Below are 20124 nucleotides of genomic sequence, written 5' to 3'. Positions count from 1 at the left end.
GTCCGCCTTCAGCGGTCGAGCCAGCGGAGCGGGATGTCGATGACCACCTCGGTGCCCTCGCCGTCGCTCCCCCGCCACTCGATCGTGCCACCGAGTTCACCCTGGATGAGCGTTCGGATGATCTGAGTCCCGAGCCCCTGGCCGATCCGGCCTTCGGGCAGGCCGGATCCCGTATCGCGGACGGTCACGCGGAGGTTCTCCTGCGTACGCTTGGCGTCGATGGTCACGATGCCCTCTTGTCCAGCCAGTCCATGCTCGACCGCGTTGGTCACGACCTCGGTGAGCGCGAGCGCGAGAGGCGTCGCATACTCGCTCGGAAGCACACCGAAGCGCCCGGTCGACTGTGTGCGGGCACGCGTGCTCGGCGCCGATGCCACCTCGGCCACGAGCTTGAGTACCCGGTGGAAGACCTCGTCGAAGTCGACCTTCTGGGTCAGCCCCTGCGCGAGCGTGTCGTGCACCACCGCGATGGCGTCGACACGGCGCATGGCCTGCGTGAGGGCGTCCCTGGCCTCGTCGGAGTGCGTGCGGCGGGCCTGGATCCGCAGCAGCGAGGCGACCGTCTGCAGGTTGTTCTTCACCCGGTGATGGATCTCGCGGATCGTCGCATCCTTGGTGATGAGTTCCTGTTCCTGGTGACGCAGCTCAGAGACGTCGCGGCACAGCACGATGGCCCCGATGCGCGTGCCGTGATCCTTCAGCGGGATCGCCCGCAACGACACCGTGACGCCCCGCGCCTCGATGTCGGTCCGCCATGGAGCGCGACCGGTGACGACGACCGGGAGCGACTCGTCGACCTGCCGCGAAGGCGGCACCAGTCGCGTGGTGACCTCGGCGAGGGACTCCCCCTCGAGCTCATCGTCGAACCCCATCCGGTTGAAGGCTGACAGAGCGTTCGGACTCGCGAACGTGCTGATCCCGTCCACGTCGATGCGAATCAGCCCGTCCGACGCGCGAGGGGCGCCTCGTCGCGGCGAGGTCGGTGCGGCGAGGTCGGGAAAGCTCCCGTCCGCGATCATCCGGAACAGGTCGTTCGCGCATTCGTCGAAGGTGATCTGCTGGCGCGACGGTGTCCGCAACTCGCCCAGGTTGGTGTGTCTGGTGACCACGCCGATCGCGACGGGTGCTGCGTCGGCGTCCCGGCGTTCGGGCACGATCGGTACGGCTCGGACCCGTGTCGGCGTCTCCTCGAACCAGTCCGGCGAGGAGGAGTCCACGATCTCGGCCGATTCGAAAGCTCCCTGCACCTGCGTGCGCCACTGCGGACGCACACGCTCCCCGACGATGTCGCGGTAGAACAGCGTGGCCGCGCCACTCGGTCGCGCGTGCGCGACCGCGATGAAGGATCCGTCCTCGGTCTGGATCCAGATGACGATGTCGGCGGATGCGAGATCGGCGAGGAGCTGCCCGTCCCCGGCGAGTCGATGGAGCCACTCCACGTCGTTTTCGGTCAGGAGGCCCTGGGCATGGGCGAGATCGCTGAGGGTTGACACCCTTCCAGCCTACGGTCAGATCGGTCAGAGAATCGCCAGGGACGTCGCGCGCCAACGCCGATCGATCCCGTCGAGGCGTACGGCGACCGCTCGCGTACGCCCTGGTCCGGCCACCACGACGACAGCTTCGATGACGCCGTCGATCGGAGCAGTCACGCGCAAGGATCGGATCTCGAACGTCGGGCGAGCGGGAGCGACTCCGCGCGCACTCCGCGCCCTCGCCGAGAGGTTTGCCCGGGTGACCACGCTGCGGAACGCGTCCTCGCTGAACCACCGCGCAAGCTGATCGACTTCGCGGACACCCGCGAGCACTTCGAGCACACCGCGGGTGAGGCTGCGCAGGAGCGGCGCAGGATCGGGAAGCTCGCTCGTCGGTGTCGGCTGCGGAGCGAAGTACTCGTGAGGCGTCATGTCGATCTCTCGGTCGGGGTCTGCGAGGTCGTCAGTACAACATCGACGGTCGGCGCCCCGAACGCCGATCGAGAAAGTATGTGGATAACTCGTACGTCGGAGATCGGCCTCGCCTACGCTCGATCGGGTGCACTGGGACCGACTGTTCGAAGACCTCGAGGGACAGCTGACCTCCGAGTGGGAGGCCGAACGCGCCGTGCTCGATGCGGAGTCCGAGAGGCTGCGCATCGCCCGGCTGGACCTGCGGACGCGGCTACGGGCCCTCAGCGATGCGTGCACGGATGCCACGATCGACCTCGTGAACGGGCGACGCCTTCCGGTCACGGTACGCACTCTCGGGGCCGACTGGCTCGCTGCCGAGACACGGGGCTCCGGAGACGTCGGCCGTGCACCGGCGGCGGCTCTGCTCGTCCCGTTGCACGCCATCGCGGGCGTCGCCGCCGACCACGGCATGATCCTGGCGAGCCTCGACGAAGCCCCCGCCGCCGAGCACGCGCTCCGGGAGAGGATGACATTGGGCTTCGTGCTGCGTGACCTCGCGCGCCGCCGCGTCCCCGTGCACGTCACCACCCATGCGGGTGACACGCACGGCACGATCGATCGCGCCGCCGCGGATCACCTGGATCTGGCGGTACATGACCCGGGGCAGGCACGGCTCGCCCGTGCGGTGCACGGCTTCCGCATCATCCCGTTCTCCGCGATCGTCACGATGCGGACCACAGGAGATCAGTTGCCGTGAGCCGAGGAGATGCCCCACACTTCGGGAAAGCTCGCCACCTGCGACTGTCTCCACAACGCCATGCGGCGAGACGTCTCCGATTCATCGGCCAGATAGTCTTCCAGGCTCGATTCCTCCACGCGCCAGCGCGGTGGTGACCCGAGCTGAGCTCCTCGCAGTCTGCCCTCCTGCACGAGATCGATCACCTCGCCCACTCCGAGGTTCAGCAACTCGGCGACCTGCGCCGGGGCGAGGAATCGCGGCGCACGCGAGGTCGGGGCTGGCATCCCCCCATTCTCCACGACGCGCTCCCCGGGAGCGGATCCGACGGCACCCTGTGGATAACCGAAGAGGTCCCGAAGGGATCTCTGTGACGATAGCGCCATGCCTTTCCTCTCCCGACCTCGGCGCGCGTTCTGGGTCGACCTGCGGTTCCTCACCGGCATCGCCCTGGTCGCGCTCTCGATCACCGCCGTCTGGCTCATCATCGACGCAGCGGACGACGTGGAGCCGGTACTTCGAGCCGACCACACCATCGTGGAGGGCGAAGCTCTCACCGCAGACGACTTCCAGGTCGTGGAGGTGGGGCTCGGGCTGTTGAGCGAGGACTACCTCGGGCCCGGGGACCTTCGACAGGGCCAGATCGCGGCGCGGACGATCCGGAGGGGCGAGCTCGTGGCGGTGTCGGCTCTGACCGATGCGGACCGGAACCGACGGACCACGATCGTCATCGAGAGCAGCACCGGGATTCCGGAAGAGGTGGAGCCCGGCACCGTCGTCGAGGTCTGGCACGCTCCGCCGGTCGACGAGGGGCGCTCCCACGATGTGCCACGTATCCTCGTCGCCGATGTGGTCGTGCGCGACGTGATCGATCCAGAGGGGGTCCTCGCCTCAGCGGGCCCCCGTCTCGAGCTCGTGATCGACCGATCCGACGCCGCCGAGATCCTCGCCGCGATCACCGGCGGATCCGCCCTGTCGGTGCTGCCTGTCGGCGGCGGCTCATGACCGCGGTGGTCGTGGCCATCCCCCAGCCCCGTGCGAGCGCACTGGCCGCGGAGCTGGAGCTCGAGGGGATCCACGTCCTGGCGATCCTGGTGGCGGCTCCTCCCGTCGTCGAACTGCCTGCCGGCACCGAAGCACTCATCGTCCCTGCCACCCGCGCCGTCCTGACCACCGAGCTGATCTCCACCTGTGATCGTGCGGGAGTACGCGTGATCGCCCTCGGCGGAGCGGACAGCCGTCTGCGCGGGCGCCTCGGTTTGTCGGCACCGCTGCCCGCCGAGGCGACCGGGTGGGAGGTCGCCGCGGAGCTGGTGTCCGATGTCGCCGAGACGCCGGTGCCGCGGGCGCCCGACCCCCATCGCATCATCGCGGTGTGGGGGCCGCACGGCGCGCCGGGGCGCTCGACCGTCGCCATCCAGCTCGCGGTCGAGCTCGCCCGGTCCGGCCGACGCACAGCCCTGGTCGACGCCGACACCGTCGCGCCGTCGATCGCCCTGCTGCTCGGGCTCAGCGACGACGCTCCTGGAATCGCCGCCGCCTGCCGTCGCGCCGAGCGAGGCGCCCTCGACGACGCCGAACTGTCCCGCCTGTCCGCACGAGTAACGAGCGGCGGCCAGGAGATCGAGGTGCTCGCCGGGATCAACCGCCCGAGCCGTTGGCCGGAACTGGCATCAGCGCGCCTCCGCACAGCCCTCCACGCGTGTCGAGAGTGGATCGACGAGACCGTCGTCGACGTGGCAGCCTCCTTCGACGCGGACGACGAGGTCACCTACGATCTCGCCGGCCCCCGGCGACACGCGGCGACGTCGGCGACGCTGGCCGAGGCGGACTTGATCGTCGCCGTCGCCGCGGCGAACCCTGTCGGCATCAGCCGGTTCCTGCGCGACCACGCCGAGCTGCGCCGCCTCACCGCGCCGACGCCTCTCGTCGTGGTCGTCAACCAGGTGAGGCCGGGTCCGCTGGGCGTCGATGCGCGCGGTCAGGTGCGTCGTACCCTCGAGCGATTCGCGGGCATCACGGAGGCCACGTTCCTGCCCTTCGACCAGCGCGCCGCGGATGCCGCACTGCTGCACGCGCGGCCGATGACGGACGTCACACCGCGTTCTCATCTCGTCGCCGGCGTGAGACGGTTGACGGCTGCCCTGTCTCCCGCCGATGCGGAGGCTTCTACTGCCGGTAGCTCGAGAGGAAGTTCCCGAGTCGTTCGACGGCTTCGCTCAGCACTCGCGGCTCGGGCAGCGTCACCAGCCGCAGGTGATCCGGAGTCGGCCAGTTGAAGCCCGTGCCCTGCACCAGGAGGATGTGCTCGGAGACGAGGAGGTCGTACACCAGCTTGGCGTCGTCCCTGATCTCGTGCACGTTCGGGTCGAGCCGGGGGAACGCGTACAGGGCGCCCTGCGGCTTGACGCACGATACCCCGGGAATCGACTCGAGCCCTTCCCACGCGATGTCCCGCTGCTCGCGCAGGCGCCCGGTCGGAGCGATCAGCGCCTCGATGGACTGCACACCAGAGAGAGCGGCCTGAACCGCGTGCTGCGCGGGGACGTTCGGGCACAACCGCGTCGACGCCAGCAGCGTGATGCCCTCGAGGAAGCCCTTGGCGTGCCCCTGAGGTCCGGTGATGACCATCCAGCCTGAGCGGTAGCCCGCCACGCGGTAGGTCTTGGACAGCCCGTTGAACGTGAGGCAGAGCAAGTCGGGCGCGAGGGTCGCGGTCGGGATGTGAACCGCATCGTCGAACAGGATGCGGTCGTAGATCTCGTCGGAGAGGAGCAGCAGCTGATGCTCCCGAGCGATCTGCACGAGACCCTCGAGGATCTCGCGGGAGTAGACGACGCCTGTCGGGTTGTTCGGGTTGATGATGACCAGTGCCTTGGTGCGGGGCGTGATCTTCGAGCGGATGTCCTCGAGATCCGGCTGCCACTCGTCGTCCTCGTCGCACAGGTAGTGCACGGGCGTGCCTCCGGCGAGACTGGTCATCGCGGTCCACAGCGGATAGTCGGGAGCCGGGATCAGGACCTCGTCGCCCTCATCGAGCAACGCCTGCATCGTCATCGTGATGAGCTCGGACACGCCGTTGCCGAGGTAGACATCGTCCGGGTCGAAGCGGGGGAAGCCCTCGATCTGCTCGTACCGGCTCACGACCGCGCGACGGGCGGAGACGATGCCCTTGCTGTCGCTGTAGCCGTGGGCCGTCGGCATGGCGGCGAGCATGTCGTGCACGATCTGGTGCGGTGCGTCGAAGCCGAAGATGGCAGGGTTGCCGGTGTTCAGCTTGAGGATCTTGTGGCCCTCCGCCTCCAAGCGCGCCGCCTCGACGAGGGCGTTTCCGCGAATCTCGTACAGGACGTTCTTGAGCTTCGACGACTGGTCGAAGTTGCGCGTTGGGGTCATCGACCAAGCCTACAGCGACGAAAGGAGGGCCAATCCACACGGACTGGCCCTCCTTGTCGCAGAGAACTGTTACTTCTTCTTCTTGCCCTGTGCCCGACGCTGCTCGCGGTTGCCGGCGGCCGGAGCCTCAGCGTCCGTACGCTGCCCGAAAGCACCACGGGGCGCCTCTTCGGGCTCGACCTGCGATGCCTGCGCACGGACGGCGGCCTGACGGACGCGATCCGTCGCCGCCTGCTGAACCTGACCGCGGTCGTTGCGCACCTCGACCTCGCCCGCGTCGTTCGCGGCGGAGTACTCGAGACGCTGTTCGCTCGCCCCCGCTGCGAGGCCCTTGGCCTCGACCTCGGTCGTGTCCGAGTCGGCGGCACGGCGCACCTCGACCTCGAGGTTGTAGAGGTAGCCGACCGACTCCTCCTTGATCTGCCCCATCATCGACTGGAACATCGCGTACCCCTCGCGCTGATACTCGATCAGCGGGTCGCGCTGCGCCATGGCACGCAGACCGATGCCGTCCTTGAGGTAGTCCATCTCGTAGAGGTGGTCGCGCCAGCGGCGATCGAGCACCTGCAGCACGACACGCCGCTCGAGCTCACGGGTGGCGGCCTCGCCCAGCGACTCCTCGCGGGATTCGTAGGCGATCTTCGCGTCGGAGAGCAACTCGCGCGTGAGGCCCTCTGCGGTGATGCCGCCCTTGCGGCCCGCCGCCTCGGAGACGACCTCGTCGATGGTGACCCCGACCGGGTAGAGCGTCTTGAGCTCCGTCCACAGCGCGTCGAAGTCCCAGCTCTCGTTGTGGCCCTCGCCGGTGTGGTCGCGGACAACGCCGGCGATCGCGTCCTCGATGAAGTGCTGCACCCTGTCGGCGATGTCGTCGCCCTGCAGGATGTGCCGACGGTCGGCGTAGATCGCCTCGCGCTGACGGTTCAGGACGTCGTCGTACTTGAGCACGTTCTTGCGCATCTCGGCGTTGCGCGACTCGACCTGCGACTGCGCACTGCGAATGGCGCGGGACACGAGGCCCGACTCGATCGGCACGTCGTCCGGGAAGTTGGTGCGCGCCAGGATCGCCTCAGCGGCGCCGGACTGGAACAGTCGCATCAGGTCGTCGGTGAGGCTCAGGTAGAAGCGGCTCTCGCCGGGGTCACCCTGACGGCCCGAGCGACCGCGGAGCTGGTTGTCGATACGGCGCGACTCGTGGCGCTCGGTGCCGAGCACGTAGAGTCCACCGGCCTCGATGACCTTCTCGGCTTCCTCGGCCACGACGCTCTTCATCGCCTCGTAGGTCTCGTCCCAGGCGGTCTCGTACTCCTCGGGGGTCTCGACCGGATCGAGGCCCTTGGCCTTGAGATCCTGCACCGCGAGGAACTCGGCGTTGCCCCCGAGCATGATGTCGGTGCCTCGACCCGCCATGTTCGTGGCCACCGTGACCGCGCCAAGGCGCCCCGCTCGTGCGACGATCTCGGCCTCACGCGCGTGGTTCTTCGCGTTGAGGACCTCGTGCTTGATGCCCTTCTTCGCGAGCAGACGCGAGAGGTACTCGCTCTTCTCGACGCTGACGGTACCGACCAGCACGGGCTGTCCCGATTCGTGCCGCTCGGCGATGTCTTCGACGACCTGGGCGAACTTCGCGGTCTCGTTCTTGTACACGAGATCCGCCTGGTCCTTGCGGATCATGGGCTTGTTGGTCGGGATCGGGATCACGCCGAGCTTGTAGGTCGACATGAACTCGGCCGCCTCCGTCTCAGCGGTACCGGTCATGCCGGCGAGCTTGTCGTAGAGGCGGAAGTAGTTCTGCAGGGTGACGGTCGCGAGAGTCTGGTTCTCCGCCTTGACCGGCACACCCTCCTTGGCCTCGATCGCCTGGTGGATTCCCTCGTTGTAGCGGCGTCCGACCAGGATGCGGCCGGTGTGCTCGTCGACGATCATGACCTCGTCGTTCATCACCACGTAGTCGGTGTCCTTCTTGAACAGCGCCAGCGCCTTGATCGAGTTGTTGAGGAATGAGATGAGCGGAGTGTTCGCCGACTCGTACAGGTTGTCGATGCCGAGGTAGTCCTCGACCTTCTCGATCCCGGGTTCGAGGACGCCGACGGTGCGCTTCTTCTCGTCGACCTCGTAGTCCTCCCCCGCTTCGAGGGTGCGCGCGATCTTCGCGAACTCGGCGAACCAGCGATTGGCCTCGCCGGAGGACGGCCCGGAGATGATGAGCGGCGTCCTGGCCTCGTCGATGAGGATGGAGTCGACCTCGTCGACGATCGCGAAGAAGTGCTCGCGCTGGACGAGGTCCTCCTTGCGCCACGCCATGTTGTCGCGCAGGTAGTCGAACCCGAACTCGTTGTTCGTGCCGTAGGTGATGTCTGCGGCGTACTGCTCGCGGCGGATCGCGGGCGTCTGGCCCGAGACGATGATGCCGGTGGTCATGCCCAGGGCACGGAACACACGCCCCATGAGCTCCGCCTGGTAGCTCGCGAGGAAGTCGTTGACGGTGATGACGTGGACGCCCTTGCCTGCGATCGCGTTCAGATACGCGGGAAGGGTCGCGACCAGGGTCTTGCCCTCTCCGGTCTTCATCTCGGCGATGTTCCCGAGGTGCAATGCCGCGCCGCCCATGATCTGCACGTCGTAGGCACGCATGCCGAGCGTGCGCTTGGCCGCCTCGCGTACGGCGGCGAACGCCTCGGGCATCAGCTGGTCGAGCGTCTCGCCCTTCTCGAACCGCGCCCGCAGCTCCGTCGTCTCGTTGCGCAGTTCGTCGTCGGTGAGCTTGGAGATGTCCTCTTCCAGTGCTCCCACTGCTTTGACGACCTGATTCAGGCGGCGGATGACCCGCCCCTCGCCCGCACGCAGCAGCTTCTCAAGAGGATTGGCCACGGATGTCATCTCCCTGTCAGTGGGTAATTCGCCGGACATCGATGGACCCGACGCCAGGCATACTTTGCCATGTTACCGGCCCGTGACCTGCACGTCGCCTGCATGGCGGTGCCGCGCGTCTCGACGAGTCGGTGCCCGGTATCCATATACTCGGTATCGCATTCGGCCCGATCGTAAAAGGAGACGCAGATGTCCGTACGCCAGAGCATGCTCGCCCTCCTCGCCCAGGGAGCCTGCTACGGATACCAGCTGCGGCACGAGTTCGATCGACGCACGGGTTCGGTCTGGCCGTTGAACGTCGGCCAGATCTACAACACGCTCGAAAGACTCGAACGGGACGGCCTGGTGCAGCGCGGCCACACCGATGAGCAGGGGCACGTGTACTGGCAGATCACCCGCGCAGGAGAGGCGGAGGCCGCACGGTGGCTCGCCTCCCCCATCGCACCGGCCACCGGGACCCGCGATGAGCTGGCGATCAAGCTCGCCGTCGCCGCGACCCTCCCCGGCGTCGACGCAGCGGCCACGATCCACGCCCAACGCGCGGCATCGCTGGAGCAACTCGAGACGCTGCGGCACATGCGACGGACGAAGCGCGGTGAGGACGGCCCCGAAGGACTGGCCTGGTCGCTGGTGATCGACTCGATGATCTTCTCCGCGGAAGCCGAGGTGCGCTGGCTCGACCACGCTGCCGAGCGCCTCACGGGACACCCGCAGCACGCGATGGCGCTCGAACTGACCGCCGAGCGCCCGAAACGCGGACGCCCCGCGAAATCCGCGACCGAGATCTCGGAGACCGCACCGGCGGCATGACCGCATCGGGGCGAGACGACACGGAACGACTCGTCCGATCGTCCTCGTTCGCCCGGAGCGGATGCTCAGCCGGCTCATGCGCCGGGGAAACTAGGATCGACCCATGGCTGGATTTTGGGGCAAGCGCAAACGCGAACAGGAAGAGATCGCCGCACGGGACGCCGATCTGGCTCGGCGTGCGGAGCAGGCCCTCGTCGGAGCGGACGAGCGGATCCGCACCACGGCCGATGAGCTCTCCTTCGCCGAGGCCGAACTCGGCGAAGGCCTCACCGCCGACCTGCGTACGGCACTCACGGCGGTGCGCACCCATCTGCGCGAGGCGTTCCAACTCCACCAGCTGAACCACGACGAGATCCCCGACACCGACGAAGAGCTGCGCACCCGCAACGCGCGCATCCTGCAACTGTGCGAGTGGGCTCAGGACCTCCTCGACGAGAAGACCTCCGTGCTCGCGGAGTCCGTCGCCAAGGTTCGGCGCGCGCCCGAGGTCATCGCGCAGGTGCGAGCGCAGGCCGCAGCGCTCAGCGACCGCATCCCCCAGACCACTGAGACGGTCGCGCGGCTCTCCGCACGCTACGCCGATTCCGCGATGCACCAGATCACGGCCAGCGCTGCCGAAGCGGAGCAGCTCATCAGCTTCGCAACGCACAGCGCCGACGTGTCGGAGCGCCGTCGAGCGGCGAAGCAGAACGAAGAGGCCAACGTCGCACTCGAGACGGCGACGGAAGCGACCAGGCGAGCGTCCGCCCTGCTCGACGCGGTCGAGGACTTCGAGATCGAGGCGCTGCGTGCCGAGTCCACCCTCGCCGAGGTCGTGGCCGACTCCCGCAGCGACCTCATCGCCGCACGCAACGCTCCCGCGGTGCCGGCGGTGGCTTCGGCCGTCGCCGCCCTTCAGGACGCACTCGCTGCGCTGACGCCTTCGGGACAGCCCAACGACCCGTTCGCCGAGCTCTCCCGGTTGCGTGACGCCAACTCGGCGCTGGACGACGCCATCGCGAAGGCCCGCCACCGCGCCGAGAACCCGCTCCCGAGCATCTCCCAGGTGCAGCACGCGATCGACGATGCCGATCGACAGCTGGGGGTGGCACGCGGCCTGATCGCCGGTCATCGCGGCTGGATCGGAGCGGACGCCCGCACGCGTCTCGCGGAGGCGGAACGGCTTCGTGTCGACCTCTCCGACCTCCTCCCCGCCGAAGACACCCGCGAAGCCGCTCTCGTGCAGGCACGGCGGGTGGCGCACCTCGCTGCCGAGGCTCTGCAGCTCGCGCAGCGGGACATCGATTCCTCCCGCCCGCAGGACGAGGGCTGGGGCGGCGGCGGATGGGGTGGCGGCGGACGACGTGGCGGGGGCGGAGACCTCGCGTCCGGCATCCTCGGCGGCCTCGTGATCGGCAGCCTGCTCGACGGCATCTTCGACTGAGTCCGGGCTTCCAGGTCTCCCGGACGCCGGAACGGCCCGGTCCCGTTCGGGACCGGGCCGTTCCGCGACGGGGGTCAGGAGGCGAGGGCCTCGGACGGCGGAGCCTGGGTGCTCAACGCGATCACGCCGTAGTCCCAGCCCTTTCGCCGATAGACGACGCTCGGGTGGTCGGTGCGAACGTCCACGAAGAGGAAGAAGTCGTGTCCGACCAGTTCCATCCTGTCGACGGCCTCCTCGACGGTCATCCACTCGGCATCGAAGCTCTTCGTGCGGATGACGACGGGCGAGTACTCCTCCTCTTCCGCCTGCTGCACCGGTACGTTTCCGGTGGCCACGGCATGCAGGACGTCGGCCGACGCCGGCTGGACGTCTATGCCCGTGAGTGCTCCGCTCTCCTTCTCGAAGTGGGCGCCGCGCGGGTGCTGTCGTCCATCGACCCGCTTCTCCTTCGCGCGGCGCAGCTGTTCGGACATCTTGTCGACGGCGAGATCGAGAGCGACGAACTTGTCTCCATCCGTCGCTTCCGCGCGGACGACGGGGCCCTTGCCGATCAGCGTGAGCTCGACGGTCTCATCGGGTACATGACCGTTGCGATACACGCGATGGGTGACCTTCACATCCAGCCTCTGCGCGCGAGACGCGAGCATCTGGATCTTGGCGATCTTCTCTTCGACAACGGTTCGGAAGCGATCGGTGATACCCACTCCGACGCCAACGATGCTTGTTTCCATTGCTGCCTCCTTGTCCCGGTCCTCCCGGCCAAGGGCGGACCGTGGTCGCCTTGTGTCCCCCCACCGTAGTCCGCCCGTCGGCGGATGTCACGAGCTGGTTCTCCTGTGTCTGCGGTGGGTTGCCGATGAGGTTCATCCGAATCCGCCGTGAAGCGGCGTGGCGGCGAGCGCGACGGCCGCGACGACACGGAAACCGGCCGCGGTGAGGGTGCGTGCGGCCTCGTCGAGCGTCGCGCCGGTCGTGACCACGTCGTCGACGACGACCGCCTGGGCTCCCCCTCCTCGACGCCGGGCACGCATCGTTCCTCGGACGTTCGCCTGGCGTGCGCGCGCGCCCAGCCCGCGCTGATCCGGGCGCGCTCCCACCGTCGCGAGCACGGCATGCGGATCGGCGCGCGCACGGCGGACGAGCAGGTCGGGGACGCGATAGCCCCGACGCCGGAATGCGGAGCGACTCGTCGGGACGGGCACGACCCACGTCGCCGCTGTCACCAGCGGGGTCAGGACGCTCGCCAGCGCCGCACCGAGCGGGCGTGCGACGAGAGTGTCGCCCTCCCCCTTGAGTCGTCGGATGCAGCGCGCCGCGACCCCGTCGAACGCGAGGGCGGATCGGACGGGCAGCCCCGCCGGTGTCACCGACTCCTTCGGTCTCGGCGCCAAAGCACTCCGACACCCTGGACACAACAGGAGACCGGGCTCACCGCAGCCCGCACAGCTCGCAGCGAGCAGGAACGCGGCGGCCTCTGCGCCGATCTGAAGGAGGCGGGAATCTTCCTGCATCCGACGAGTCTGCGGCTCGTCGCCTCGGCCGCACCGTCGTGCCGCCGATGATCCTCAGAGCTGCCGGACGAGACCGTGACGTGCAGGAAAGGTCATTCCCCTGCGCGGGTCGCGAGGACGGAGATGCCGGACGCGACCTCACGCCACGCCGTGCCCGCATGTGCGAACAACTGACCGTTCGCTCCGAGGATGCGCACTCCCACTGTCGTCCGTGCGCCGGCAGCGGAGATCGCGTCGCCGGGAGCAGCCTCCGACGTACCCGGTCCCCCCACCATCTGGGTGATGAGCTTCGGGCTATTCGGATCCATCAGCACGCCCAGCTGATCGGGCCCCAACCACACCAGACTCGTCGCCGGCTCTGAGAGCTGTATCAGCTGCTTGGCATCGCCCAGCTCGATCGGAACCCCCTCGGTGTCGCGGACGATGCCTGCCACGACCACCCAGTACTGCTTGCCGACCGTGATGACCGCAGCCACCCGGCTGCCGTCCGCGGCGACCCGCAGATCCGAGATCGCGGACGCATTCGGCCAGGCATTCCCCACCGCATGCGGGACCACCTCGGTGTCCCGAGCCTGCACGGCGGACGGGTCGCCCCCCGGCACCGTCCAGGTGTAGCCGTACGGGTCGAGCGAAGGCTCGATGAGACCCGTACGCGAATCCAGCTCGATACGACTGTCCTCGCGGACGAGATAGACATGGCCGTCGCCGAGTCGCGCCGCGACCTGTGACTCGTCGGCTGCCACATCGAGGGAGAGGATGGGTTGAGCGATCGCGGCGATCTCGGCGCTGACTCCCGGAAGCGGCGAGATCTCATCTCCCACGATCCTGCCGAAGACTCCGTCCTTCAGGACGAGGGTGCCCACCTCGCTCGACGGTTCGATCACCTCGACCACTCCGGCATCGAGATCTCGGCCGTCCACGGTGAACTGCACGCGGGTGATGGCGACGCCTGCGGCCCTCAGTGTCGCCTGCAACTGGGTGCGCATCCGCGCGAGCGTCGTCGCGTCGAGTGCGACGGCCGGACGGGTGAGCGCGACTTCGGCCACCTGCCCGGTGATGGGAACCGCGTCCTGGGCCAGCTGCACATCGGCGGGGAACGAGTTCTGCACGACGGGATCCAGCCAGACGCTCGGCGCGCCGCCGATCAGAGCGCGCGTGACGGTCGTCGCCGGGCTCTGGCGCCGGGGGAACCACCTCATGTCGGGCACGAGTCTGGACCAGCCGAGGTCGAAGTACTGCAACGGGTACGCGTCGTACACCTTGTCGAAACGCGCGTCGTCGATCACGACGCCGTCGAGTGCCTCCGTGATACGCCATTCGCCGTCCTCCATCCGCTCGAGGGTGAACGGCATGGTCGAGGCACCGGGCGCGTCCGCATAGGCACCGGCCTCGTCGACGCTCGCGACCAGATCCAGCTCGACCTGCACCTCCGCCGACTCCGCCTCCTCCACCAACTCATCGGGGACCGTGGAGGTGATGGTGCGGGATTCGGTTCCCACGTCGACGGACACGCCCGAAGCCGGTCGCCAGGTCCGCTGCAGCGCGGGCGAGAGGAACTCGCGCGCCGTCGCCCAGTTGTCCGAGGTGGTGATGCCGGCCTCCAGGAAACCCTCCACGATCCGCTCCGGTCCGGCGCCCTTGATCGGGCCCGAGGCGACCGGGAGGAAATCGATGTCCTGCGACGACTCGCCGAGTTTGAGACCGACCGTCACGTCACCGCTGGTCGGAAGCCCTGCACACGCGGGCAGCAGCAACGCCGCGAGCGCCAGAGCCGCAGCACGCAGCCGTCTCCTCGATCGTTCGCGGATCATGATCCCTCCCCCTCGTCGAACAGATCGATGCGACTCTCGGCGAGGGAGATCGGCTGCGTCGCGTCGCCGAGCTCCGCCAACGGTTCCTGCGGCTCGACGGGGATCGGGCTGGGACCGTCCAGCGTCCCCTCGTGGCGAGGTATGGTCAGCACGAAGTTCGTCCCGACGCCGAGTTCCGACCAGACCGCCAGCGTTCCTCCATGCAGGGTGGCGTCTCCGAGGGCGATCGACAAGCCGAGCCCCGTGCCTCCGATGGTGCGCTGCCGCGACGGGTCCGCCCGCCAGAAGCGATCGAACACGCGCTCCGCGTCACCCGGCTCCATCCCGAGACCGAAGTCGCGCACCCCTGCGGCAACAGCGTGTTGGTTGCTGTCGACGGTGATGACGACCGGGCGACCCTCCCCGTGCTCGATCGCGTTGCCGATCAGATTGCGCAGTACGCGGCGCACCCGTCGGGGGTCCATGTCCACGGGCGAGTAGCCGCCCGGCGCCACCAGCCGCAGTTCGGTGCCGTGTCCGTCCGCGAGCGGCCTCATCTGTTCGATGACGTCCTCCGCCAGGTGCGCGAGACTCGTCGCCTCCAGCTCGAGCTGCACCGATCCCGCGTCGTAGCGGCTGATCTCCAGGAGGTCGGAGAGCAGGGTCTCGAACCTCTGCACCTGCGCGTGCAGCAGTTCCGCCGCGCGTGCCGTGGTCGGCTCGAACTCCGTGCGCTGGTCGTTGAGCATGTCCGCGGCGAGCCGGATGGTGGTCAGCGGCGTGCGCAGCTCGTGCGAGACGTCGGAGACGAAACGCTGCTGCACCATCGACAGTTCGCCGAGCTCCTTGATCTGCGCCTCGATGCTGTCTGCCATGGCGTTGAACGAGCGCCCGAGGATGGCCAGCTCGTCCTCGCCGTGCACATCGATCCGCACGCCCAGATCTCCCGCGGCGAGCCGCGCGCTGGTCTCGGCGGCCTGGACGATCGGTATCGAGACCGCCCGCAGGACGACCCAGGAGATCGCCGCCACGATCGCCACCAGCCCGATACCGGCGATCCAGAGCGTGCGCTGGACGAACAGGAGAGTCTGATCGGCGTCACCCAGGTCATAGGCGAAGTAGATCTCGAAGGGTCCCGCCTCCGGAACCTGGAGCTGCTGACCGACGACGATCCCCGGGACCACACCGCCGTTCTCCACCGGCAGCGCAACCGACTGCCACTCCTGGCGGTCATCGAGCTCGACCACGCGCCTGCGCAGTTCGGGGCTCAGCAGGCTCTCGCTCAGGCCGGCCTCGAACCCGTTCAACGGCGAGGTGTCGGCATCGGTCTCGATCTTGTACCCCGCGAGCTGGTCGGTGCTGGACGTGCGCGCCAGTGTGTCCCTGATGCCGTCCCAGAGCGTGCTGAGCGCAGCCGGGTCGTCTCCCACCTCGGCCACATCGAGGATGCGCTGCGCCTGGTCGACCGCCCGACGTGCGTCTTCGAGGGCGACGTTCTTCCGAGAGATGAACAGGTCGTTCTGGATCGCGAGGGCCATCGTCACGCAGGTGATGAAGATCGCCAGCGAGGTCGCGAGCAGCGTGATAGAGAGGGTGCGGAACCGGAGGGACCGCCTCCACAGGAGGCCGAGCATCGTCGGCCAGCCTCGCCAGTCGCGCAGGACGGCGACCGTCGTCGTGGTCGCTGTCGTCGCAGCCATCGTGCTCCTAGCCCACACTCCCGGCGCGGTAGCCCACACCACGTACCGTCATCACGATCTTGGGATTGTCCGGGTCGAGCTCGACCTTGGCGCGCAGGCGCTGCACGTGCACGTTGACCAGCCGCGTGTCCGCCTTGTAGTGGTATCCCCACACCTGCTCCAGGAGCATCTCCCGCGAGAACACCTGTTGCGGCTTCGAGGCGAGAGCGACCAGCAGTTGGAACTCCAGTGGCGTGAGTGCGATCGGATCGGCGCCCCGACGCACCTCGTGCGCGTCCACGTCGACCGTGAGGTCGCCGACCCGCAACTGCTCACTCGTGGCCTGCGGCGTCGGCCGGAGACGGGTCCGGATCCGAGCCACGAGTTCCTTGGGGTTGAACGGCTTGACCATGTAGTCGTCCGCACCCACTTCGAGCCCACGGACGACGTCGGCCGTATCGCTGCGTGCCGTGAGCATGATGATCGGCACCCCGGATTCGGCGCGGATGCGAGTGCAGATCTCGATCCCATCCATCCCGGGCAGCATGAGGTCGAGCAACACCAGATCGGGCCGCTGCGTGCGCCATTCCTCGACGGCTCGTGCTCCGTCCGCGCAGAAGACCGGCTCGAAACCCTCAGTGCGCAGCACGATTCCGATCATCTCGGCGAGTGCTGTGTCATCGTCGACCACGAGAATGCGTGAGGTCATAACTGTTACCTTATGGCACCCAGTCCCACCGGCCCCAGGTCTGCGCACCACGTCGTGGATATGACACGATGGGACCGCACGATGGAGGGAGTGCCTTTTGAGTGGCCAGACGTGGACGCCCGCCCCGAAGAAGGGGATCATCCCTCTTCATCCGCTGACATTCGGGATGCTGTTGGGGAAGGCTTTCGCGGCGCTCCGACACAACCCGAAGGTGCTGTTCGGCTTCGCGGTCGTCCTCCAGCTCGTCGTGGTGCTCGTCACGGCGGGGGTGATGGGCGTCGTGCTGTTCACGACGTTCTCCCGACTGGAGACGGTCGCCCCCTCTTCCCCGGACTTCGAGGCGGTGCTGGCCGGCACGGTCGGGATCAATCTCATCGCCGGGATCGCCGTCGGTCTCGCGACGATCGCGTTCACCGCGATCATGCAGGGCGTCGTCGCCGCCGAGATCGGCTACGCAGCCGTCGGGGTGAAGGCCACGCTCCGGATGCTCTGGCGCAGGATGGCCCCGTCATTCTGGCGGCTCGCCGGCTTCGCATCGCTGACGGTGGCCGCGGTGTTCGGGCTCTTCGCGATCGTCGCGGCGATCATCGCCGCGTTCGTGGCGGGCGGTCTGGGCGGCAGCGCCGAGCTCATCGGGCTCGTCGTCCTCACGGTGATCCTCATCGTTCTCGCCGCGATCCCGCTGTTCGCGTGGCTGACGACGAAGCTGCTGCTGGTTCCGTCGATCCTCGTCCTCGAACGCGCACGCTTCCGCGACGCACTCATCCGCTCCTGGCGCCTCACCCGTGGTCGCTTCTGGGTCGCCTTCGGGGTGATGTTCCTCATCAGCGTGATCATGGGCGTGGCTATGCAAGTGGTCAGCATTCCGTCGACGCTTCTGAGCACACTCCTCACGCCCGTGATCGCGCCCACCGGGGCCGTGGAGCCGGCGGCGGTGGTCGGCTTCGTCCTGGCTGTCCTCGCCCCGCAGATCCTCATCCTCGTGATCCAGGCGATCGCCGCGGTGGTCCAGAGCACCGGTGCCGCGCTCATCTACGTCGACTGCCGCATGCGGTACGAAGGCCTGGATCAGACGCTCATCGCGTATGTGGAACGCCGGGACCTCGGCTGGACGGACGAGCAGCAGAGTGATCCGTTCCGGGTGGATCCCGCTCTCGCCGTCAGTTCCGCGCCACCGCCCCGCCAGGTACCGGAGCACGTGCAGATGACCCGGGGGTACGCCTCTGCGCCGTACGGCACAGCGCCCTACCCTCATCCGGGAGCGCCCACGTACTCGGGGCAGCCTTCGCCGTACCCCTCCGCACCGCCCGTGTCGCCGCGGAGCACGGGCTCCCCCGCGGCCACGCCGGCAGTATTCCCGCCACCGCCACCCCCCTCGCCAGCGCCGACCGCCCCGCAGGAGACCGGTTGGGCCGCGCCCGGCGGCGATGACACGGCATGATCAGACCGCTCGACGACCTGTTCGTCCCCGACGGCGACGAGGCGCGACGCTGGGCCGAGGAGGAGCTCGCCAATCCGCGCTATGCCGACGCGAAGCCGACGTGGTTCGACCTCCTCGCCCGCGACGTGGGCCGGTTCCTCGCCGATCTGTTCAGCGCCGACAACAGTGCGGGCGTGGGGCCCGCGGCCCTCGTGATCGTGATCGCCATCATCATCGCGGCACTGATCGCGGCCCTCATCATCTGGGGCCGTCCGCGTAGCTCCCGCGCCGTCCGCCGCGGGCACACGGATCTTCTCGGGGAGGCCGATGACCGCTCGGCGTCCCAACTGCGCAGCGACGCCGAGCGCCGTGCACGCGAGGGCGACTGGGACGCAGCGACGATCCTTCGATACCGCGCCATCGCCCGCGGTCTGCTGGAGCGCGATCTGATCGATCCTGCCCCCGGCGCCACCGCACAGTCCATCGCACGCGCGGCGATCCGCGTCTTCGCGGAAGAGGAGGAAGCGATGCGCCGCGCGGCCACGACCTTCGACGACGTCCGCTATCTCGGGCACTCCGCGACCGAGCAGAGCTATCGGGAACTCGCCGACACCGACGCCCGGCTGATGGCGCGTCGCCCCGTGGAGGTGCCCGCGTGAGCGTGACCGAGCGAAGCGCGTCGGTCCCGTCGACCGCCGAACGCGGACCGCGCCGGACGAAGACGATCCTGGGCTGGCTGATCGTCGCGGCGCTCGTGGTCGTCGTCGCTTTCGTCGCGCTCCGCGTCAGCGCGACACCGCCGGGAGCTCGGGGAGCCCTCGACCCCGAGGGCCGTGACGACTCCGGCGCGCTCGCCCTCGCCGAGATCCTCCGCGACCGAGGAGTCGACGTCGAGGTCCAGCGTTCCCGCACGGCGGCACGAGCGGCGATCGGCGACGACACGACCCTCGTGATGGCGAACCCCTACACGTTGACGGATGACGCCTTGGAGACGCTCCTGGCACCGGCGGCACGCGTCGTGTTCCTCTCCGCGGGGACGCATCTCCTGAGCGCACTCGACATCGGTGAGAACGCCCCGGGAACGCTTCCCGCGGTCTCCGCCGAGTGCGAGGCCGCCGAGTTCGCCCGGGTGGGGACGATCCGCGCCGACCGGCTCTTCTCCCCTGCGCCCGGAGTGACGGCCTGCTTCGGCGGCACGGACGGTGCCGCCGTGCTCGTGGATGACCGCACGGACGACCGCCGTGTCGTCGTGGAGGGCACCAGGCTGTTCGGGAACGCCTACCTCGCGGAGAACGGCAACGCCGCACTGGCCCTCGCCCTGCTCGCTCAGACAGACCACGTCGTCTGGTACGTCCCGAGCTTCGTGGACTCCGACATCGAGGGCGAGTCCGTCGACACGCTCGGCGCCCTCACGCCGCCCTGGGTCACACCGGTGATCCTCCTGCTGCTCCTCTCGGGAGTCGCCGCTGCTGTCTGGCGCGGTCAGCGCTTCGGTCCTCTGGTCGCCGAGACCCTGCCCGTGACCGTCCGCGCCTCCGAAACCATGCATGGTCGTGCGCGTCTGACGGCCAGGGCCGCAGACTCGGCGCACGCCGCGGAAGCTCTCCGCGACGGCGCCCGGCGACGTCTCGCGCGCCGGCTCGGACTCGCCGCACGCGCCGAGGCGAACGAGGTCGCAGACGCAGCCTCCGACCGACTTCGGATCCCGCGCGGAACCCTGCAGGACCTGTTGGACGGGCCCCCGCCCGCCGATGACGCCTCCCTGATCGATCTCGCACGCCGTCTCGATGACCTCGAGACGGCTGTGGAGGCGAGCACGCGCAGCGCGAGGAACGACGAATGATCGAACGAACCGACCCTTCCATCCACTCCAGAGAAGCCGAGGGAACCCCG

18 protein-coding genes are annotated in these 20124 nt (G+C 68.5%); 8 read left to right on the top strand and 10 right to left on the bottom strand.

Features of this window, described 5'->3' with window-relative positions:
* Positions 1-8: 8 nt before the first annotated feature.
* Both LC041_RS08370 and LC041_RS17355 read right to left on the bottom strand, forming a co-directional pair.
* A complete protein-coding gene (locus LC041_RS08370) occupies positions 9-1493 on the bottom strand; it encodes a sensor histidine kinase (protein WP_226532657.1) in 1485 nt (494 codons plus the stop codon).
* 24 nt (positions 1494-1517) lie between these two features.
* A complete protein-coding gene (locus tag LC041_RS17355; protein ID WP_308012760.1) occupies positions 1518-1904 on the bottom strand; it encodes an Rv3235 family protein in 387 nt (128 codons plus the stop codon).
* Between the two features lie 127 nt (positions 1905-2031).
* On the opposite strand from LC041_RS17355, the gene LC041_RS08360 reads away from it, so the two are divergent.
* On the top strand, positions 2032-2643 hold the full coding sequence (locus LC041_RS08360) for a hypothetical protein (protein ID WP_226532656.1): 612 nt from the start codon (positions 2032-2034) through the stop codon (positions 2641-2643).
* Here LC041_RS08360 and LC041_RS08355 read toward each other — a convergent pair.
* On the bottom strand, positions 2631-2909 hold the full coding sequence (locus LC041_RS08355) for a helix-turn-helix domain-containing protein (protein ID WP_226532655.1): 279 nt from the start codon (positions 2907-2909) through the stop codon (positions 2631-2633). The two genes, LC041_RS08360 and LC041_RS08355, sit on opposite strands and share 13 nt — an antisense overlap.
* A 97-nt stretch (positions 2910-3006) precedes the next feature.
* Here LC041_RS08355 and LC041_RS08350 point away from each other — a divergent pair, with 97 nt between their 5' ends.
* On the top strand, positions 3007-3627 hold the full coding sequence (locus LC041_RS08350; protein ID WP_226532654.1) for an SAF domain-containing protein: 621 nt from the start codon (positions 3007-3009) through the stop codon (positions 3625-3627).
* A complete protein-coding gene (locus LC041_RS08345) occupies positions 3624-4901 on the top strand; it encodes an AAA family ATPase (RefSeq protein WP_226532653.1) in 1278 nt (425 codons plus the stop codon). Before LC041_RS08350 ends, LC041_RS08345 begins: the two co-directional genes overlap by 4 nt.
* Here LC041_RS08345 and LC041_RS08340 read toward each other — a convergent pair.
* Positions 4792-6018, bottom strand: coding sequence for a pyridoxal phosphate-dependent aminotransferase (locus LC041_RS08340; protein WP_226532652.1), 1227 nt, complete (start codon positions 6016-6018; stop codon positions 4792-4794). The genes LC041_RS08345 and LC041_RS08340 overlap by 110 nt on opposite strands.
* A 69-nt stretch (positions 6019-6087) precedes the next feature.
* Positions 6088-8889 (bottom strand): preprotein translocase subunit SecA, encoded by a 2802-nt coding sequence (secA, locus tag LC041_RS08335; protein WP_226532651.1) that lies wholly within the window; start codon positions 8887-8889, stop codon positions 6088-6090.
* A gap of 189 nt (positions 8890-9078) precedes the next feature.
* Here secA and LC041_RS08330 point away from each other — a divergent pair, with 189 nt between their 5' ends.
* Positions 9079-9699 carry a PadR family transcriptional regulator gene (locus tag LC041_RS08330; protein WP_226532650.1) on the top strand — a complete coding sequence of 207 codons (621 nt, stop codon included), beginning with the start codon at positions 9079-9081 and terminating at the stop codon, positions 9697-9699.
* Positions 9700-9802: 103 nt separating this feature from the next.
* Positions 9803-11122, top strand: a complete 1320-nt coding sequence (locus LC041_RS08325) for a hypothetical protein (protein WP_226532649.1) — start codon at positions 9803-9805, stop codon at positions 11120-11122.
* Positions 11123-11196: 74 nt separating this feature from the next.
* Here the strand turns inward: LC041_RS08325 and hpf are convergent, their stop codons facing one another.
* The 5 genes from hpf to mtrA form a co-directional block, all read right to left on the bottom strand.
* On the bottom strand, positions 11197-11853 hold the full coding sequence (gene hpf / locus LC041_RS08320; protein ID WP_226532648.1) for a ribosome hibernation-promoting factor, HPF/YfiA family: 657 nt from the start codon (positions 11851-11853) through the stop codon (positions 11197-11199).
* 132 nt (positions 11854-11985) lie between these two features.
* The gene (locus tag LC041_RS08315; protein ID WP_226532647.1) at positions 11986-12633 is read right to left on the bottom strand and encodes a ComF family protein; all 648 of its coding nucleotides are present in this window, start codon (positions 12631-12633) and stop codon (positions 11986-11988) included.
* A 92-nt stretch (positions 12634-12725) separates the two neighbouring features.
* Positions 12726-14444, bottom strand: a complete 1719-nt coding sequence (locus LC041_RS08310; RefSeq protein ID WP_226532646.1) for an LpqB family beta-propeller domain-containing protein — start codon at positions 14442-14444, stop codon at positions 12726-12728.
* Positions 14441-16123 carry an MtrAB system histidine kinase MtrB gene (gene mtrB, locus LC041_RS08305; RefSeq protein ID WP_226532645.1) on the bottom strand — a complete coding sequence of 561 codons (1683 nt, stop codon included), beginning with the start codon at positions 16121-16123 and terminating at the stop codon, positions 14441-14443. The genes LC041_RS08310 and mtrB overlap by 4 nt, the downstream gene beginning before the upstream one ends.
* A 7-nt stretch (positions 16124-16130) precedes the next feature.
* Positions 16131-16811 carry an MtrAB system response regulator MtrA gene (gene mtrA, locus LC041_RS08300; RefSeq protein WP_226532644.1) on the bottom strand — a complete coding sequence of 227 codons (681 nt, stop codon included), beginning with the start codon at positions 16809-16811 and terminating at the stop codon, positions 16131-16133.
* A gap of 97 nt (positions 16812-16908) precedes the next feature.
* Between mtrA and LC041_RS08295 the strand changes: the two genes are divergently transcribed.
* Genes LC041_RS08295 through LC041_RS08285 form a run of 3 tightly spaced genes read left to right on the top strand, consistent with a single transcriptional unit; the run spans position 16909 to position 20074 of the window.
* The gene (locus tag LC041_RS08295; protein WP_226532643.1) at positions 16909-18252 is read left to right on the top strand and encodes a hypothetical protein; all 1344 of its coding nucleotides are present in this window, start codon (positions 16909-16911) and stop codon (positions 18250-18252) included.
* Positions 18249-18890 (top strand): DUF4129 domain-containing protein, encoded by a 642-nt coding sequence (locus LC041_RS08290; RefSeq protein ID WP_226532642.1) that lies wholly within the window; start codon positions 18249-18251, stop codon positions 18888-18890. Before LC041_RS08295 ends, LC041_RS08290 begins: the two co-directional genes overlap by 4 nt.
* Positions 18887-20074, top strand: coding sequence for a DUF4350 domain-containing protein (locus LC041_RS08285; protein WP_226532641.1), 1188 nt, complete (start codon positions 18887-18889; stop codon positions 20072-20074). The genes LC041_RS08290 and LC041_RS08285 overlap by 4 nt, the downstream gene beginning before the upstream one ends.
* The last annotated feature ends 50 nt before the right edge of the window (positions 20075-20124 follow it).

This window comes from Microbacterium paraoxydans, from assembly GCF_020524545.1.
In the GTDB taxonomy this organism is placed as follows: domain Bacteria; phylum Actinomycetota; class Actinomycetes; order Actinomycetales; family Microbacteriaceae; genus Microbacterium; species Microbacterium paraoxydans_C.
The sequence above is the reverse complement of the archived record's forward strand: the minus strand, read 5'-3'. Positions and strand labels throughout refer to the sequence as shown.

What these genes read in the sequence shown, in the direction of transcription:
- LC041_RS08350 (WP_226532654.1), top strand. Translation starts at nt 3,007, where the DNA reads ATGCCTTTCCTCTCCCGACCTCGGCGCGCGTTCTGGGTCGACCTGCGG.
- LC041_RS08330 (WP_226532650.1), top strand. Translation starts at nt 9,079, where the DNA reads ATGTCCGTACGCCAGAGCATGCTCGCCCTCCTCGCCCAGGGAGCCTGC.
- LC041_RS08315 (WP_226532647.1), bottom strand. Translation starts at nt 12,633, where the DNA reads ATGCAGGAAGATTCCCGCCTCCTTCAGATCGGCGCAGAGGCCGCCGCG.
- mtrB (WP_226532645.1), bottom strand. Translation starts at nt 16,123, where the DNA reads ATGGCTGCGACGACAGCGACCACGACGACGGTCGCCGTCCTGCGCGAC.
- LC041_RS08310 (WP_226532646.1), bottom strand. Translation starts at nt 14,444, where the DNA reads ATGATCCGCGAACGATCGAGGAGACGGCTGCGTGCTGCGGCTCTGGCG.
- LC041_RS17355 (WP_308012760.1), bottom strand. Translation starts at nt 1,904, where the DNA reads ATGACGCCTCACGAGTACTTCGCTCCGCAGCCGACACCGACGAGCGAG.
- LC041_RS08345 (WP_226532653.1), top strand. Translation starts at nt 3,624, where the DNA reads ATGACCGCGGTGGTCGTGGCCATCCCCCAGCCCCGTGCGAGCGCACTG.
- mtrA (WP_226532644.1), bottom strand. Translation starts at nt 16,811, where the DNA reads ATGACCTCACGCATTCTCGTGGTCGACGATGACACAGCACTCGCCGAG.
- LC041_RS08325 (WP_226532649.1), top strand. Translation starts at nt 9,803, where the DNA reads ATGGCTGGATTTTGGGGCAAGCGCAAACGCGAACAGGAAGAGATCGCC.
- hpf (WP_226532648.1), bottom strand. Translation starts at nt 11,853, where the DNA reads ATGGAAACAAGCATCGTTGGCGTCGGAGTGGGTATCACCGATCGCTTC.
- LC041_RS08340 (WP_226532652.1), bottom strand. Translation starts at nt 6,018, where the DNA reads ATGACCCCAACGCGCAACTTCGACCAGTCGTCGAAGCTCAAGAACGTC.
- LC041_RS08355 (WP_226532655.1), bottom strand. Translation starts at nt 2,909, where the DNA reads ATGCCAGCCCCGACCTCGCGTGCGCCGCGATTCCTCGCCCCGGCGCAG.
- LC041_RS08290 (WP_226532642.1), top strand. Translation starts at nt 18,249, where the DNA reads ATGATCAGACCGCTCGACGACCTGTTCGTCCCCGACGGCGACGAGGCG.